Raw genomic sequence first — 15,669 nt, 5'->3', positions numbered from 1 at the left:
CCGCGTCTAGAACGTCACCCGCGCGCCGAACCGGAACTGCCGCGGCGTCTGGAACTGCGTCGGCTTGCCGAAGTTCGGGTTCACGGCCTTGGCCTCGAGCGGCTCGCCGGTGTTGTGGTCTTTCACGCACGTCGGACCGCTGCTCGGATTCAGATCTTCCTTCGTCCCACCGACGCAGGGGTCGACGAACGCTGTCGTGTAACGCTGGTCCACCTGGACGACCTGCTGGAAGTTGAAGATGTTGAAGACATCCATGCTGACGGTGAGCTCGCTGTCCTTCGCGAGCTTGACCGAATAGCCGATGTGGCCGTCGACGTTGTGGATCCAGGGGAGGCGGCCGCCGGCGCCTCGGGGCAGGATGAACGACTCGTCGGGGCCGTACAGGTAGTGCGCTCCCCAGTAGTCGATGGGGGCGCCGGAGCGGGACCTGTACGTGAGGCCGACGACGAGGTCCATTCCCTTCGGGAGCTCGATATCCTTCGCGCCGTAGACCTTGATCTCGTGCGTGTTGTCGCCGGGCAGGGCCCCCTCGCGGTTGACGAGGAGCGACGCCAGATCGAACTCCGTGTTGATGTTCGGATCGAGCTGGTCGGTCTCGGGCTTGAAGAGGCCCGGGTAGTTGCCTCGCAGGTACGACAGCGTATAGCTGACCTGAGCGAGCCACAGATCGGAGAACGTCTTGTTGAAATAGAGGGTCAGCGCGTCGTAATCGCGCGTGGCCTCGGGGAAGTCCTTGGCGATCCCCTTCCCGGGGTTGCCGACGAAGTAGGTGTTCGCCTCGTCCCGGCTCATGTCCTCGATGACGTTGTTCATCCAGCGCTTCGTGTACGTCGCGCCGACCCGCGCGTTCGGGAGCACCTCGTACTCGCCGCCGAGCACGATCTCGTCCGACGACTGCGGGACGAGATCCGGATCCACCGGGGACTTGCCGCCGCCGAGCGTGAGCCAGTTCTTGTTCGGGTCGTGCGACCCGCCGACCGGGACCCGGGTGTCGTCGTTCCGGCACTGCCCTTCGCCATAACCCGTCGCGTCCTCGGCGTTCCCAGGGTTACAGCCGCTGGCGCCCCCCGCGTGGTAAGAGCGGATGTACCGCTCGTCGCCGAACGCGCGATCCAGCATGTCGAGGGGGACGCTCTCGTAATACCGCGCGTAGTTCGCGAACACCTTCGACCGGCCCTGCTGCGTGATGTCGTAGACGACGCCCACGCGCGGAGACCACTGGTTCGCGAGCGCCAGCCCGAGCTTGCCGTCGTTGGCATACAGGTACTGGGCGTCGTAGCGAACGCCGATGTTCAACGTCACCCGGTCGAGGATGCTCCAGCTGTCCTGCGCGAACGCGCCGATCGTCGCTCCGAGCGACGACACCGTGATCTTGTCCTGAATCACGTAGTCCTTGATCAAGCCGTTCTCGTCAGGGCTGGTCGCCAGGCCGTCCGGCCCGGTCAGGAAGCCGAACGCTCGCTCGTCATGGGAGGCATTCCAGTCTCCCTCCTCCACGTAGGTGGTGCCGCCCGCGTACGCCTTGATGTGCTTGTACGTCGTGATCTCGCCGTCGATGCCGGCCTTGACCACGTGGTGCCCGAGCCCCTGGAAGATGCTCGTCACCTTCGCGTTCAGCTGGAAGCGGTTGAGCGAGGCGTCGTCGATGTAGTCGGGCCCGCCTTGCCAGTACTGGCGCACCGCGCAGGGCAGCGCGGCGATCTCGCCGTTCTCCGCGCGCAGCGGCTTGCACATGGCCCGGGCCTCGGGCGAGAGCTTCTCGAAATCGTCGATCGAGTACCGGTTCGGGGAGTACCGCTGCCAGACCATGAGGGGCACGCCCGCCAGGCCGTTGCGCGTCCCGAGCTCCGAGCCGTCCGGGGGCAGCCGCGCGCTCCGCTGGCCGTGCCAGCCGAGCGTCGCGTCGAGGAGCAGGGTCTTGTTCTTGAACGCAGACGACCACTTCAGCGCGACGTCCGTGGACGACGCCACGTACTCGTGCGCCATCGCGCCGTACTCGCCGATGATGTTCGAGAGCTCGGTCAGGCCCTGCTGCGGGTCGAACCCGAACGTGCCGTTGCCGCCCGAGGTGGAGGGCGAGCCGTAGACGGAGAGCGCGACGCTGTGGTCCGGATCGATCTGGTAGGTCAGCTTCCCGAGGTACTGCAGCGTCTGCTCCTCGGCGCGGTAGAAGCGCTGCGTCCCCGGCAGCCGATCGACGACGTTGAGCCCGGTCCTGGGATCCGTCACCGGCTCGAACGTGGTGGGGTCGTAGCGCGTGGCGAACAGGTTGCGCTCCATCGAGTTGCTCTTGAACGCGAGATCGGCGCCCGCGTAGAACCAGAGCTTGTCCTTCAGGATGGGGCCGCCGACCTCGAACCCGTAGTCGCGGATGGACGACAGGGTCTCGTCGGTCTGGATGGTCTCGCCCTGGCGACGGACCGCCTTGGGCGCGCCCTCGAAGACGCCTGGCGTGATGTTGAAGAAGACCGAGCCATGGAAGGCGTTGCCGCCGCTCTTCGTGACGACATCGAGGACGCCCCCGGTCGCGCGGCCGTACTCGGGCATGTACCCGCCGGCCACCACGTTGACCTCCTTGATGAACTCCATCGTGAGCGGCGTGCCGACGATCCCGTAGGCCGGGTCGTTCACCGACAGGCCGTCGATCACGTACTGGTTCTCGGGGGAGGAGGTGCCGGCGATGGACGTGCCGAACTCATCGGCCTGCGCCCCGGGCGTGGTCGCGGCGACCGACTCGAAGGAGCGCGTCGTGGCGCCCTTCCCCGTGGGGGGCGAGATGGCGATGCGCCGGGTGAAGTCCTGGGTGATGCTCTGGCTCACGCCGCTCGATCCGACGTCGACCGTCGGCGCGCGGCCGACAACGACGATCTCGTCCGCCTTCAGCGCCTCCGGGAGCAGCTCGACGTTGACGCGGATGGTCGTCGCGGCGCGGACCGCGATCCCGCCGCGCGCGTACGGCTTGAACGCGTCCTTTTCGAAGCGCAGTGTGTAGTCGCCCGGCGGCAGGTTCGGGATACGGTACTGGCCAGTGCCGTCCGTGACGACCAGCTGCTCCCCTTGCAGCGCCGGCGATGTCGCCGTCACGACCACATCGGCGGCCGGCGCCCTGTTCGACGCGTCGACGACCCGCCCGAGGAGCACGCCGCTGCCCGTCTGCGCGAACGCAGGGTACGCGGTCAACAAAGTCATCGCGAGCAGCAGCAACGCCGCCCACGGCCCCAACGGCGCACGTGGGCGCCCTCCGTGTACCAGCCTCTTTTCGAGAAACTTCACGGAATTCCCTCCAGAAGTGTATGCCCCTCGAGTCCTTCCTTACCCTAGACAGGAATCGCGCCAGACAATAGACTTTTTTGTAGGACTCGCTCGCTTGTACACTCCGGGTAGGCGCCGCACGCTTCCATACGTCGCGGCTTCTCTACCTCGATCGGCTCGAGTCCTAGGAGTTACGACCCCTCATGTTCGACTCGGTACTAGGTCGCGCTACCGCCACCCAGGGGCGGCTAGGGACGGGGACAGCGCTCTCCATCATCGCCCACGTGGCGATCGCAGGGGCGATCCTCTGGCAGGCCACACGCCCTCGAACCGAGAAGCCGAAGGACGTCGAGGTCACATTTTTCGCCCCGGCGCCGCCGCCACCTCCGCCGCCGCCGCCGCCGCCTCCGGGCGGCGGCGCGAAGCGCCCGCCGAAGGTGGAGCGCATCGAGCAGCCGAAGCCCGTCAAGACGCCTGACACCATCTACGACATGCCGGAGAAGCCCAAGGCCAAGGCGCCTGAGCCAGAGCCGAAGCCGGAGCCGGTCAAGGAGGACGCGCCGGAGCAGCCGGGCGGCGTCGAGGGGGGAGTCCAGGGCGGCGTTCAGGGGGGCACCGTCGGCGGCGAGGTCGGCGGGCAGATGGGTGGTCAGCTGGGCGGCAAGGTCGGCGGCCAGCTGGGCAGCACGGCGCCTCCGCAGAACGTGGTGCTGGCGTTCGGCGCCGGAATGACCCGCCCTTCGAAGATCGCGGGGCGCGACCCGCAGTACACGCGCGAGGCGCTCGCCGCGCGGGTCGAGGGGCTCGCGATTGTCAAGTGCATTATCAAGCTGGACGGCTCGCTGACCGGCTGCCGGATGGCCAAGTCGCTTCCTCACATGGACCGGGCGATCCTCGATGCGCTCGCGACGCATCGCTACACCCCCGTCATGTACCAGGGGCGCCCGGTCTCGGTGGACTACGTGTTCCCCATCCGGCTCAAGCTCCCTTGACGTCCGGACGCGCAGGAGTGTTATTGAACCGCTGGAGCATGTAAGGGTACGGGTGGGTCCGCGCTGCGGTGCTGCCGAGTCCGCTCCGTATCCACAGAGCTGCTGCTCCAGCATCACCCGAGCTGCTGCTCCAGCATCACCGGAGTTGCTGCTCCAGCATCACCGGAGCTGCTGCTCCAGCACCACCAGAGTTGCTGCTCCAGCATCACCAGAACCATCACGCGACATGGGGCGCCAGGAGGCGCGAGACGATGCAATTCACGTTGATCGAGCTGTGGGGCCACATGGGGGTCTTCGCGAAGCTGATTGTCTTCGCGCTGGCCATCATGTCCGTTGCGTCGCTGATCGTCTTGGGCGAGCGCCTCGTCGTGTCGTTCCTGTCGCGCGCGGCCTCCCGCGCGTTCGCGGCGCGGGTCGGGCCGATGCTCGCCCGGGGCGAGCTCGAGGGGGCCTGGACCGCCGCCAGGCCGGGCGGCGAGCTCGGCTATCTCGGGCGCGTCATCGGCGCCGGGCTCGCCGCCTTTGCCTCGAACGCGCCCTCGCGGCTGCCGGCGCAGGGGCACGAGCGCGAGGGAGTGTTCGAGTCGGTCTCGCGGGCGCTCGAGCGGCAGGCGCAGCGCGAGGTGCTCAGCCTGAAGCGAGGTTATGGACTGCTCGCCACGGTCGGATCCACGGCGCCGTTCGTCGGCCTCCTCGGGACGGTCATGGGCATCGTGACGGCGTTCCAGCAGATGGCGGCCTCCGGCTCCGGCGGCCTCGGCACCGTCTCGGCGGGTATCGCGGAGGCGCTCATCACGACCGCCTTCGGGCTGATCGTCGCGATCCCGGCCGTCATGGGGTACAACTACCTCCAGGGCTGGGTCGAAGCCCGGTCGATCGACATCTCGGAGTCGTCGAACGAGCTCCTCGACGTCGTGGCGAAGCGGCTCGACGGGCGCCTCGCGCCGGCCGCCGAAGAGGCTGCTTGACAGGGGACCCGCGCGACACGCCGCGCGCCTCTCCGCGGAGCGCGGCGCCCGGCGCCTCGCGCCCGCGGCGCGGCGCGCGGTGACGCGCCCAGAAGGGAAGCGAGCGTTCCAATGGGGATGGGTGTCGGCCCGCAGAGGGGCCCCAAGAGCGAGATCAACGTCACGCCGCTCGTCGACGTCGTCCTCGTCCTGCTCATCATCTTCATGGTCGTCACGCCGATGCTCCAGCGCGGCAAGGACGTGAAGCTGCCGCAGGCCGCGAAGGTGGACGAGGAGAAGAAGGAGGTGGACCCGCTGATCCTCTCCGTGACGCTGGAGAAGACGGTGTGGGTCGAGAACGACAGGTACGATGACGCCGGGCTCGCCGAGCGGCTCACGCGCGAGTTCGCGGCGCAGCCGGGGCGCAAGGTGCTGGTCAAGGGGGACCAGCGCCTCTCGTTCGGCGACGTCCGCAGGGTGATGGAGACGGCGCGCAAGTCGGGCGCGAAGAGCGTCTCGCTGGCGGTCGAGGAGCTGAAGGGGAGATAGCGGCGATGCGCGCGAAGAGGAAGTTCGTCATCAAGCCGGTGGTGCCCCTGAACTCCGACATCAACGTGACGCCGCTCGTCGACGTCGTGCTGGTGCTGCTCATCATCTTCATGGTCGTGACGCCGCTCCTCGAGAAGGACATCGGCGTGCGCGTGCCGGACACCGAGCAGGTCAAGCAGGACACCCCGCCGCCGCCCGACCAGCTCGTCGTCCGGGTGAGCGCGCAAGGCGAGCTGCGGGTGAACGACGAGCCGGTCGAGCGCGCCGAGCTCGTGGGCAAGCTCAGGCCGCTGCTCGAGCGCTACAGCAGGCCGCAGGACAGGATCGTCTTCGTCGTCGCCGACGACGGCGCCGTCTATGGCACCGTCGTGGAGGTGCTCGACGGCGCGAAGGCCGCCGGCGCCCAGACGCTCGGCATGATGACCGAGCTCCCCGAAGCGCCGCCTCCCTGACCGCCGCGCGCCCGCGGCGAGCGCTGGGCGAGCGCCGGCAGAGGCGCGCAGTCTCGCGGGCTCGTGGCCGGGCGGCCAGGCGCGACGCGGCGCTTGCGTCGCGCGCCGCCGCGACCTAAACCGGCCACCTCGAAAGCGAGGTCGTCGATGTTGCGGTCCGAATGGGTGAGCAAGCGCGCCGGGAGCCCGAACCAGAGCCAGATGCACTTCGCGAGGAAGGGCATCATCACGGAGGAGATGGAGTACGTCGCCCGCCGTGAGAAGCTCGCGCCCGAGCTCATCCGCAGCGAGGTCGCGCGCGGCCGGATGATCATCCCCGCGAACAAGAACCACCTGAACCTCGAGCCGATGTGCATCGGCATCGCGTCGCTCTGCAAGGTGAACGCGAACATCGGCAACAGCCAGACCACGAGCGACGTGAACGGCGAGCTCGAGAAGCTGCGCTACTCCATCAAGTACGGCGCGGACACCGTGATGGACCTGTCGACCGGGGGCGACATCGACGGCATCCGCCGCGCGATCATCGCGGACTCCCCGGTGCCGATCGGGACGGTGCCGATCTATCAGGCGCTCGAGGCGTGCAAGGGCACCGACAAGATGACGGCCGCGGACCTCATCGACATGCTCGAGCACCAGGCGAAGCAGGGGGTCGATTACTTCACCATCCACGCGGGCGTGCTGCTCGAGCACCTGCCGCTCGTGAAGGGCCGGATCACCGGCATCGTCTCGCGCGGCGGCTCGATCATGGCGCAGTGGATGATCGAGCACCACCAGCAGAACCCGTTCTACACCCACTGGGACAAGGTGCTCGAGGTCTGCGCCAAGTACGACGTCACGATCTCGGCGGGCGACGGCCTCCGCCCCGGCTGCCTCCACGACGCCAGCGACGCGGCCCAGTTCGCCGAGCTGAAGACGCTCGGCGAGCTCACGAAGCGCGCCTGGGAGAAGGACGTGCAGGTGATGATCGAGGGCCCCGGGCACGTGCCGTTCGATCAGATCGCGATGAACGTGCAGAAGGAGATGGAGCTCTGCCACGAGGCGCCGTTCTACGTGCTCGGCCCGCTCGTCACCGACTTCGCGCCTGGCTATGACCACATCACGAGCTGCATCGGCGCCACGATGGCCGGCTTCGCGGGCGCCGCGATGCTCTGCTACGTGACCCCGAAGGAGCACCTCGGCCTTCCGAACCCCGAGGACGTCAAGCAGGGCCTCATCGCCTACAAGATCGCGGCCCACGCCGCGGACGTGGCGCGGAAGCGCCCGGGCGCGCGGGATCGCGACGACGCGCTGAGCCGCGCCCGCTACGCCTTCGACTGGAAGCAGCAGTTCGCGCTCTCGCTCGATCCGGAGACGGCCCAGGCGATGCACGACGAGACGCTCCCTCAGGAGTACTTCAAGACCTCGGAGTTCTGCTCGATGTGCGGGCCGAAGTTCTGCTCGATGCACATCAACCGGGTGGTTGACGAGTACAACGCGCGGCAGGAGCCCGAGAACGCGCCCACGAAGCGGTCGCTCTCGATCCTCGATCAGCCGTGAGGCGGGGGAGGGGCCGCGACGGCCTCCGCCGCGCGCGGCGGAGGGCGCCTGTCGCGGCGCGCCTCGCCTTCGTCGTACCCGTCACGCTCTTCCTGCTCGCGCCCCTCGGCTGTCGCCGCGAGCAGGGGAGCGCCCCTCGCGCCGCCGAGGCGCCCGCCTCGGCCGCCGCGTCGCCCTCCCTGGCGCCGCGCCCGCCGAGCCATCGCCTCACCGATCCGCGCTGGCGCCTCGCCGCGGGGGACGACCCGCTGGAGTGCGCCCGGCTGGCCGAGGCCGAGGGCGCCGCCGGCCTCCTCGCCGCGCTCGACGACGGCGGCGACATCGCGCTGACGGCCCTGCGCGCGCTGCCGTACGCCGATGACGCCGATCTGGCGCTCGGACCGCTCGCCGAGCGCGCCCGCGCGGCGTCCGGGCCGCCGCTCCCGCCCCTGCTCGAAGCGCTCCTCGGGATCGCCGGGCGGCCAGCGCGCCCGCGCGAGCCGCTCGACCCGGACGGGGCGCGCAGCGCGGCCGCGGCCCTTGTCGAGCTGTCGGGTCGGCGCGACCTCCCTTCGGACCAGCGCGCGCTCGCCATCTCGGCGGCGCGCGCGCTCGCCGAGCGGGGGCTCGTCGATCCTCTCCGTATTCCTGCAGATCTGGATCCCGAGGGCTCCGTCGCGGGCGCCGCGGGAGGCCCGGCGGCGCCGCGGCCCTGACGTCCCGCGCAGCCGTCGCGGCGGTCCCGGGTCGCGCGGCCGTCCCGCGCGCCCGCGATGGCCCCGCGGCCGTCCCGCGCGGCGGCGCGGCGCCCTCTGCGCTTTCGTTTCGTGCAGCCGCCCTTTGGGCCGGTCGGGTTCCAATTTGGTACCTTGCCCCCCGTGACGACGCCGTACACCTCCGAGGCCTTCCTCCATCAGCTCCTCGGCAAGGCGCTTGCCGCCCACGCCAGCGACATCCACCTCAAGGTCGGTCAGCCGCCGGGCGCGCGGGTGCGCGGCGACATGGTCTACTTCCGCGTCGACAGGATCCGGCCCGAGGACAGCGAGGCCGCCGCACGGGTGCTGCTCGCCGGCCGCCCGTCGCGCGAGCTGCTCGCCACGCTCCAGGAGCTCGACACCTCGTACGTCGTCCCGGGCCTCGGCCGGTTCCGGGTGAACATCTATCGCCAGCGCGGCTCGCTCGCGATCATCCTGCGGAGCATCCCGCTCAAGATCCCGACGTTCGAGGAGCTGGGCGTGCCCTCGGCGGTCCGGGCGATGGTGGAGCACGATCACGGCCTCATCCTCGTCGCGGGCACGGCCGGCAGCGGCAAGAGCACGACCCTCGCCGCGTTCGTCGGGCACATCAACGCGACCGTGCCGCGCCACATCATCACCCTGGAAGATCCAGTCGAGCACGTGCACGAGGACAACCGCTCCAGCGTGAGCCAGCGCGAGATCGGCGTCGACACCGCGGATTTCCCGACCGCGCTGCGCTCCGCGCTGCGGCAGGACCCGGACGTCGTGCTGATCAGCGCGCTCCGCGACGGCGAGTCGCTCGATCTCGCGCTCCACGCCGCGGAGACCGGGCACCTCGTGCTCGCGGCGGTCAGCGCCGCGGACGTCACGCGCACGCTCGGGCGGCTGATCGCGCTCGGCAAGAGCCCGAGCGAGGCGCGCGAGCGGCTGGCCGACTGTCTCCACGGCGTCGTCGCGCAGCGCCTGCTCCCTCGCCGCGACGGCGCGGGGGAGGTCCTCGCCGCCGAGGTGCTCGTCGGCACGGCCGCTGTGCGCGAGGCGATCCGCCGGCCGGAGGGGAGCCCCTCGCTGCGCGAGCTGATGGAGAAGGGGGTCACGCCGTACGGCATGCAGACCTTCGACGCGCACCTCAGGCAGCTCGTCGCCCAGGGGACGATCGCCAAGGAGACGGCGAAGGCGGTGACCGCGCTCTAGAGCGACGAGCGGACCAAGCCGCCACGAAAGAGCAGAATTTCGGGCCGCCAAGCCGCCAAGGACGCCAGGAAATCCCTCCCTTTCGCGCCTCGCTTGCGGCGGCGCCTCAAGCCCGGCTATGAGCGAGCCCATGCTCGAAGGGATCGAACGAGAAGGGGCGGAGCACAGGAATGGATGCGGCGGCCCGGTCGGGCACGCCCCGTCGGCGGGCGCGCCCCGCCACGACTGGACCGTCGAGCAGGCGGTCGCCCTGCACGACCTGCCGCTCTTCGAGCTGATCGACCGCGCCCGCGCGGTCCACCGCGCGTTCCACGGCGAGCACGAGGTCCAGCTCTGCACCCTGCTCAGCGTCAAGACGGGCGGCTGCCCCGAGGACTGCGCCTACTGCCCGCAGTCGAGCCACTACGAGACCGAGGTCGGGCCGGAGCGCATGCTCGACGTCGGCGCGGTCCTCGCCGCCGCGGGGCGCGCCCGCGACGGCGGCTCGACGCGGTTCTGCATGGGCGCCGCGTGGCGCGAGGTGAAGGACGGCCCCGCCTTCGAGCGCGTCCTCGACATGGTGCGCGGCGTGAAAGCCCTCGGCCTCGAGGCGTGCTGCACGCTCGGCATGCTCACCGACGACCAGGCGCGCCGCCTCAAGGAGGCCGGCCTCGACGCCTACAACCACAACCTCGACACCTCGCGGAAGGCCTACAAATCGATCATCTCGACGCGCACGTACGACGAGCGGCTCGTCACCCTGCGCAACGTCCGGCGGGCGGGCATCACCGTCTGCTCGGGCGGCATCATCGGCATGGGCGAGTCGATCGCCGACCGCTGCGAGATGCTCGTCGAGCTCGCGCGCCTCGATCCCCACCCGGAGAGCGTGCCGATCAACGCCCTCGTGCGCTCGCCGGGGACGCCCCTCGAGAGCCTCCCCCCGGTCGATCCGATCGAGTTCGTCCGGATGATCGCGGTCGCGCGGGTCATGATGCCGCGCGCGATGGTGCGCCTGTCCGCCGGGCGGACGGAGCTCTCGCGCGAGGCGCAGCTGCTCTGCATGTACGCGGGGGCGAACTCGATCTTCTACGGAGACAAGCTGCTCACCACGCCGAACCCCGGCGAGGACGAGGACCGCGCGCTCATCGAGAAGGCGGGGCTTCAGCCGATGGCGCCCGCCGCGGCGCGCGCCGCCCGTTAGCCGAGCCCCCCGCCGCGGCCGCCTCCGGCTGCGGGCGCTCTCCTCCGCGCGGCGCGACGTGCAGCGTCTGCGTCGGGTAGGCGAGCTTCGATCCGGCCATGTCGATGATCTGCAGGAAGGTGATCAGCATCGCCTGCCGGATGTCCCGGAACTCCGCGAAGTCGGTCGTCTGGAACCAGGCCACCACCTCGACGTCGAGCGAGGACGGGCCGACGCCGATGAAGCGCACAACGACGTCCTCGGGCCAGACCTTCGGGTGCTCCCGCAGCGCCCGCTCGCACTCTTCCACGATGGCGCGGAGCTGCTCGGGCGACGTGTCGCGCTCGATCCCCAGCAGGCAGGCGAGGCGGATGCGGTCGCGCGCCGTGAACGACTCGATGTGGAGATCGGCCAGCTTGCCGTTCGGGATCGTGACGATGGTCCGGTCGAGCGTGCGGATCCGGGTCGACCGGAGCCCGATGCTCTCGACCGTCCCGAGGAGCGCGTCGACCTTCACGAAGTCGCCGACCTGGAACGGCCGGTCGATCCCGATCGCGACCGAGCCGAAGAGGTTCTCCACCGTCTTCTGCGCGGCGAGGGCCAGCGCGACGCCGCCGATGCCGAGGCCGGCGATGAGGCTCGCCACGGGGTAGCCGAGCTCCGAGAGCACGGCGATCACGCCGATGATCACGATCGAGACCTTCGCGATCCGCCCCATGAGCGGCACGAGCGAGCGCGCCGCCGGGTTGTCGCGCGTCGCCGGGGCGGCGAGCAGGCGGCCGCCGAAGGCGTCGATCGCGCGCAGGGCGAACCAGAAGACCGCGACGAAGACGCCGGCGCGCAGCACCTGGCCGAGGAACTCCTCGGCCGGCAGGTACAGCCCGAGCCACGGGAGCGCGGCCGTGATCACCAGGAGCGCCGCCGCGAACGTGAACGGACCGCGCGCCCCCCCGAGGAGCACGTCGTCGAGCGTGGACTCCGTCCGGGCGATGACGCGGCGGAGCGCGGCGCGGACGAGGTAGCTCAGCACCGCGCCGACGAGCCAGCCGGCCAGCGCGAGGACCGGCAGCGCGAGCCACTGCCACCAGAGCAGCTCGCGCGGGCCGGGGCGCAGGAGCGCCGGCGGCAGGTGATCGCGCAGCCAGCGATCTTCGAGCCGCGCGTACCACTCGTCGACGCGCTCCACCGTGGCGCGCGAGAAGATCCAGCGCACGCCGTCGGGCGTCGTGCGCCGCACGAGGCGCACCGGCTGGGACCCCGTCCGCGTCGGGATCTTGCCGAGCTGCTCCACGCCGGCCCCGAGGTTGTCCTGCGTGTCCCCCTGCGGGTTCGGCGAGAGCGTCTCCACCTCCAGCCAGAGGTGCCGATCGAGCACCGCCTTGAGCTTCTGCGCGAGCTCCGCGCCGTTCGCCCTCGGCGGCACGTCCAGGTAGCGCGCGGCCTCGGCGTAATCGCCCGCGCGGCACAGCTCGACGAAGCTGCGCATGGAGGCCCGAGGCGAGTCGGGCGCGACAGGGGTCGCCTCCGGCTCAGGGCCGGCCTCGGCGCCCGCCGCGGGCGGCGGCGGCGACGGCGGGGGCGGCGGAGGGGACAGCTCTCCGGCGCTCGCTCCCAGGAGGGCGCACCCGAACACGAGCGCGAAGGCGAACGCAGCGCGGAGCCACCTCGCCGGCGGCCAGAGGCGGAGCCGCCTCGGCCCCTTGGGATGATCGGTCGACGGCATGGGCCCTGCTATTCCATCGCCCGGCGGCTCTGTCGACCGGGCGGCGCGCGCGCCACGTGCGCTCGCTCGCAGCGGGCTCCACGTGTCTGAGATCCCGCCGAGGATCGCGGACGCGCGGAACCGACAGGCGGAACCGACACGCGGAATCGACAAGCGGAACCGACAGGCGCAACCGACGCGCGGAGCTACGTCGCGGCTGCAGGCGGCTCGCCCGGCTGCGCCGCGGCCACGAGCGCCGCGAGCGCGCGGCCGTAGCGCGCGAGCCGCCCCGCGCCGAGCCCCGGGATGCGCGCGATCGCGGCGGCGATCGCCTCGTCCCCGGCGTGGGCCGTCGCCAGCGCGATCTCCGCGAGATCCTGCGCGCAGTGACCGGGCAGCACGACCTGCTCGTCCACCTTCCGCGCCTTCGCCTCCGCCCTGCGCCACGCCGCGATCCGGGTCTCCACCGCGCGCCGCGCGGCGAGCTCCTTCCGGGGCGGGCGGCTTTGCTGGAAGAGGGCGCGCTCCTCCTCGGGCACGTCGCCGTCGCTGCACCCTTGCTCGATCGCGCGGAGCCACGCCGCGACGCACGCGGCCGCGCGGCCCGCCGCGGCCCCGCGGATCGCGCGCACGTCGTCTGCGCTGGCGGGCCTCCGCTGCGCGAGCTCGAGCAGCACCTCGCTGGCGACGATCTTGAAGGAGGGCACGTCGGCCCCCTCGGCGGCCGCCTCGCGCGCGGTCACGAGCCGCCGCAGGATCGCCCGGCCCTGCGGATCGAGCGCCTGGGCCCCCTTGATGCGCGCGTAAGCGGGCCGCGGATCGCGCGGCGGCCCGAGGGCGCTCGCGAGCTTGTAGGCGCACTCCTCCTCGATCTCCTCGTCGATCCCGAGGGCGCGGCTGCGCTCTGCGAGCTGCGCGCGGAGCGAGAGCAGGTGGCGCACGTCGTCGGCCAGGTAGCGCAGCTCGGCGTCCTCGATCGGCCTGCGCCCCCAGTCGTGCTGCTGGAGCTGCTTGTCGACCTTCACGTGGAGCTCCGACAGGAGCAGCGCGGCGAGCCCCGTCGCCGCGCACCCCAGCATGCGCGCGGCGACCGAGGTGTCGTGCGCGCCCGCGAGCGGCGCGCCCGCCTCGGCGAGCATGCGCGCGTCGAAGGTGAGGTCGTGCAGCACCTTGGGCGGACCAGCGGCCCCGAGGAGCGGCGCGAGCGGCGCGACAGGCACCCGGAGCGCGTCGACCACCCCGATCGCGATCTCGTCCCCCTCGCGAAAGGCGAGCTGGACCGTGCAGAGCCGCGCCCGGTACGCGAACAGCCCGTTGGCCTCCACGTCGACCGCGAGCGCGTCGGCGCGGGCGGCGCGCTCGACCAGCCGGGCGAGCTCGCCTTCGCGCTCGACCAGGACGGGAGGGCTCTGGCTCAGCAGGCCTCCTCGCGGCCCGCCCGCGAGGCCGCGCCGCGCCGGGCCCGCGCGACCACGCCGACCAGCGCGAGCGCGGCGAGGACGAGCCCTCCACCGCGCCCGTCCTGGCCAGCGTTGCCGCGCGGCGCCGCGGCGCAGCCGCCCGACTCCTTCACCGCGGGCTGATCCGCGGCGCACAGCGAAGAGAAGCCGTGGCGCGGCGTGGGGTCGCAGCCCTCGATCGGCTCCCCGGGCGGGTACACCGCGCAGATCCCGTCGCGGTCGTCCTGGGAGAGGTCGCGGAGCGAAGAGCGGTAGTTGGCGAACATGGTCGCGTCGTGCTCGATCGAGTGCGAGAGCCCGAGGAAATGGCCGGCCTCGTGGGTGGCGATGCTCAGGAGGTCGAACGCGAGGCCGTCGGCTCCCTGGGAGAGCGCCAACGAGTTGATCTCCATGTCCGCGTCGTAGATCTCGCCGGTCTTGAGGTGGTAGGTGACGGTCGTGAGCGCGAGGGTGTTCCCGCTGTCGGCGTACGGCCACCCGTCGTCCCGGAACATGATGATGTTCGCGTTCGCCTTGGCCTTGTTGTACTCGTGCGCAGCGCACGCGACAGGGCCCAGGTAGGTGACCTCCATGCGCGGGGTCTCCCCGTCGCCGCAGTCGGCCTCCGTCCACGCCGCGAACGCCTGCTCGAAGATCGCCTCCGCCTCCTGGAGCGACACCTGGGCGGAGGCGTCCTCCTGGAGGGAGTAGCTCACGCACGGCGCAGGCCAGGCGAGCGGGGTGCCACAGTCGGTGCCCTGCGGCGGCGTGCAGACCGCCGCGGTCTCCGCCTTGCCCGACGGCGTCTTTTCCGGCGGACAGACGCTCGTGCGGCAGTAGGCCAGGGCGTCCCCGGGGTAGGCGAGCGCCGCGGCGACGAGCGCGCTGCAGGCTGCGGCGATGGCGCTGGCCCGCGCGGGGTGGCGCGCGCCCGCGGGGCGGGGCGCGAGGTCACTTCTGCGCATGCTTCGCCTTCCATGCCTGGTTCACCGCGTCGATCGCCGTGTCGAGCGTCGCGCCGACGAGCCGCTCGCTGGCCGAGATCGCGGGGCCCGGCCGGGGCAGGACGGTCCCGCTGTCGGGGCTCGCGGCGAGCCGCCGCACGGCGACGCGCCGCGCGCCGGAGCTGCCGGCGACGCTCGGCTTCTCCTCACCGTCGACGACGGGGTAGTGGCCCTGGGCCATCCCGGAGACGACCAGGGCTGATCCCACCCTGGAGACGAAGACCATCGCCTGCGCGCCGATCGCGATCTGCGCGTCGCCCGACACGTGCTGTCCGACGTCCCCGACCACGCCCCCGAGCGTCCTGACCCAGACCTCGCCGTCGGGCTGCCCGGCCACGGTCCGGTCGATCGACAGGCGGGTATAGGTGACGATCCTCCTGGCCCCGCCGAGCTCTTCCCACTGGCTGCGCTGCTCGATCGCGGTCGCGACCACGACGTACGAGGCCGCGGCGACGAGCTCGTCCAGCGAGAGCTGAACGGCCACGGCCGCCTGCGCCGCGCGCGGACCGGACAGCAGCGCGCGGCGGCTCACCCCGGCGCCTCCCTGGTCGGCCTGCGCGCGGCTGTCCGCTGTCGGGAGGGGCGTGAGCGTGAGCGCTGGAGGCAACGCGACGAGGAGGGCTATGCCAAAAGCTCTGGGAGACATGGGCGCAAAGATACCATGCTGCCGAGCGCGGCGCGCCGGGAGCGCCGGTTTTCGTCGACGCGCTGGACCCTGTGTCCCGGT

Annotated in this window: 13 protein-coding genes; 8 read left to right on the top strand and 5 right to left on the bottom strand. The window is 71.4% G+C overall.

Going from position 1 to position 15,669, the window contains the following annotated elements:
- Positions 1 to 6: 6 nt before the first annotated feature.
- Positions 7 to 3,189 carry a TonB-dependent receptor gene (locus WMF14_RS23830; RefSeq protein ID WP_437803915.1) on the bottom strand — a complete coding sequence of 1,061 codons (3,183 nt, stop codon included), beginning with the start codon at positions 3,187 to 3,189 and terminating at the stop codon, positions 7 to 9.
- A 266-nt stretch (positions 3,190 to 3,455) separates the two neighbouring features.
- Between WMF14_RS23830 and WMF14_RS23825 the strand changes: the two genes are divergently transcribed.
- The 8 genes from WMF14_RS23825 (at position 3,456) to bioB (ending at position 10,818) form a co-directional block, all read left to right on the top strand.
- Positions 3,456 to 4,244 (top strand): energy transducer TonB, encoded by a 789-nt coding sequence (locus tag WMF14_RS23825; protein ID WP_437803913.1) that lies wholly within the window; start codon positions 3,456 to 3,458, stop codon positions 4,242 to 4,244.
- Positions 4,245 to 4,495: 251 nt separating this feature from the next.
- Entirely contained in the window at positions 4,496 to 5,212 is a 717-nt protein-coding gene (locus WMF14_RS23820) for a MotA/TolQ/ExbB proton channel family protein (RefSeq protein ID WP_272093058.1), read from the top strand.
- A 111-nt stretch (positions 5,213 to 5,323) separates the two neighbouring features.
- Positions 5,324 to 5,740, top strand: a complete 417-nt coding sequence (locus tag WMF14_RS23815; protein WP_272093056.1) for an ExbD/TolR family protein — start codon at positions 5,324 to 5,326, stop codon at positions 5,738 to 5,740.
- Between the two features lie 5 nt (positions 5,741 to 5,745).
- Positions 5,746 to 6,192, top strand: coding sequence for an ExbD/TolR family protein (locus WMF14_RS23810; RefSeq protein WP_437803910.1), 447 nt, complete (start codon positions 5,746 to 5,748; stop codon positions 6,190 to 6,192).
- 150 nt (positions 6,193 to 6,342) lie between these two features.
- Entirely contained in the window at positions 6,343 to 7,728 is a 1,386-nt protein-coding gene (thiC, locus tag WMF14_RS23805) for a phosphomethylpyrimidine synthase ThiC (RefSeq protein ID WP_437804278.1), read from the top strand.
- Entirely contained in the window at positions 7,725 to 8,423 is a 699-nt protein-coding gene (locus WMF14_RS23800) for a thiamine biosynthesis protein (protein ID WP_437803908.1), read from the top strand. Before thiC ends, WMF14_RS23800 begins: the two co-directional genes overlap by 4 nt.
- 162 nt (positions 8,424 to 8,585) lie before the next feature.
- Entirely contained in the window at positions 8,586 to 9,638 is a 1,053-nt protein-coding gene (locus WMF14_RS23795) for a type IV pilus twitching motility protein PilT (protein WP_272093052.1), read from the top strand.
- Between the two features lie 130 nt (positions 9,639 to 9,768).
- Positions 9,769 to 10,818 carry a biotin synthase BioB gene (gene bioB / locus WMF14_RS23790; RefSeq protein WP_437803906.1) on the top strand — a complete coding sequence of 350 codons (1,050 nt, stop codon included), beginning with the start codon at positions 9,769 to 9,771 and terminating at the stop codon, positions 10,816 to 10,818.
- Here bioB and WMF14_RS23785 read toward each other — a convergent pair.
- The 4 genes from WMF14_RS23785 to WMF14_RS23770 form a co-directional block, all read right to left on the bottom strand.
- On the bottom strand, positions 10,760 to 12,520 hold the full coding sequence (locus tag WMF14_RS23785) for a mechanosensitive ion channel family protein (protein ID WP_437803904.1): 1,761 nt from the start codon (positions 12,518 to 12,520) through the stop codon (positions 10,760 to 10,762). The genes bioB and WMF14_RS23785 overlap by 59 nt on opposite strands.
- Before the next feature lie 185 nt (positions 12,521 to 12,705).
- Positions 12,706 to 13,896 (bottom strand): HRDC domain-containing protein, encoded by a 1,191-nt coding sequence (locus WMF14_RS23780; RefSeq protein ID WP_437804276.1) that lies wholly within the window; start codon positions 13,894 to 13,896, stop codon positions 12,706 to 12,708.
- A 17-nt stretch (positions 13,897 to 13,913) separates the two neighbouring features.
- Positions 13,914 to 14,903 carry a matrixin family metalloprotease gene (locus WMF14_RS23775; RefSeq protein ID WP_437803902.1) on the bottom strand — a complete coding sequence of 330 codons (990 nt, stop codon included), beginning with the start codon at positions 14,901 to 14,903 and terminating at the stop codon, positions 13,914 to 13,916.
- Positions 14,890 to 15,588: a hypothetical protein gene (locus WMF14_RS23770; protein WP_437803900.1), complete on the bottom strand. Its 699-nt coding sequence runs from the start codon at positions 15,586 to 15,588 to the stop codon at positions 14,890 to 14,892. The genes WMF14_RS23775 and WMF14_RS23770 overlap by 14 nt, the downstream gene beginning before the upstream one ends.
- Between the last annotated feature and the right edge of the window lie 81 nt (positions 15,589 to 15,669).

It is taken from the genome of Sorangium sp. So ce693, assembly GCF_051521375.1.
Classification (GTDB): Bacteria; Myxococcota_A; Polyangia; order Polyangiales; family Polyangiaceae; genus Sorangium; species Sorangium atrum.
This window is presented reverse-complemented; position numbering and strand designations above follow the sequence as displayed.

Coding starts and splice junctions, on each gene's coding strand:
- WMF14_RS23810 (WP_437803910.1), top strand. CDS start 5,746: ATGCGCGCGAAGAGGAAGTTCGTCATCAAGCCGGTGGTGCCCCTGAAC.
- bioB (WP_437803906.1), top strand. CDS start 9,769: ATGCTCGAAGGGATCGAACGAGAAGGGGCGGAGCACAGGAATGGATGC.
- WMF14_RS23825 (WP_437803913.1), top strand. CDS start 3,456: ATGTTCGACTCGGTACTAGGTCGCGCTACCGCCACCCAGGGGCGGCTA.
- WMF14_RS23775 (WP_437803902.1), bottom strand. CDS start 14,903: ATGCGCAGAAGTGACCTCGCGCCCCGCCCCGCGGGCGCGCGCCACCCC.
- WMF14_RS23830 (WP_437803915.1), bottom strand. CDS start 3,189: ATGACTTTGTTGACCGCGTACCCTGCGTTCGCGCAGACGGGCAGCGGC.
- WMF14_RS23770 (WP_437803900.1), bottom strand. CDS start 15,588: ATGTCTCCCAGAGCTTTTGGCATAGCCCTCCTCGTCGCGTTGCCTCCA.
- WMF14_RS23785 (WP_437803904.1), bottom strand. CDS start 12,520: ATGCCGTCGACCGATCATCCCAAGGGGCCGAGGCGGCTCCGCCTCTGG.
- WMF14_RS23820 (WP_272093058.1), top strand. CDS start 4,496: ATGCAATTCACGTTGATCGAGCTGTGGGGCCACATGGGGGTCTTCGCG.
- WMF14_RS23815 (WP_272093056.1), top strand. CDS start 5,324: ATGGGGATGGGTGTCGGCCCGCAGAGGGGCCCCAAGAGCGAGATCAAC.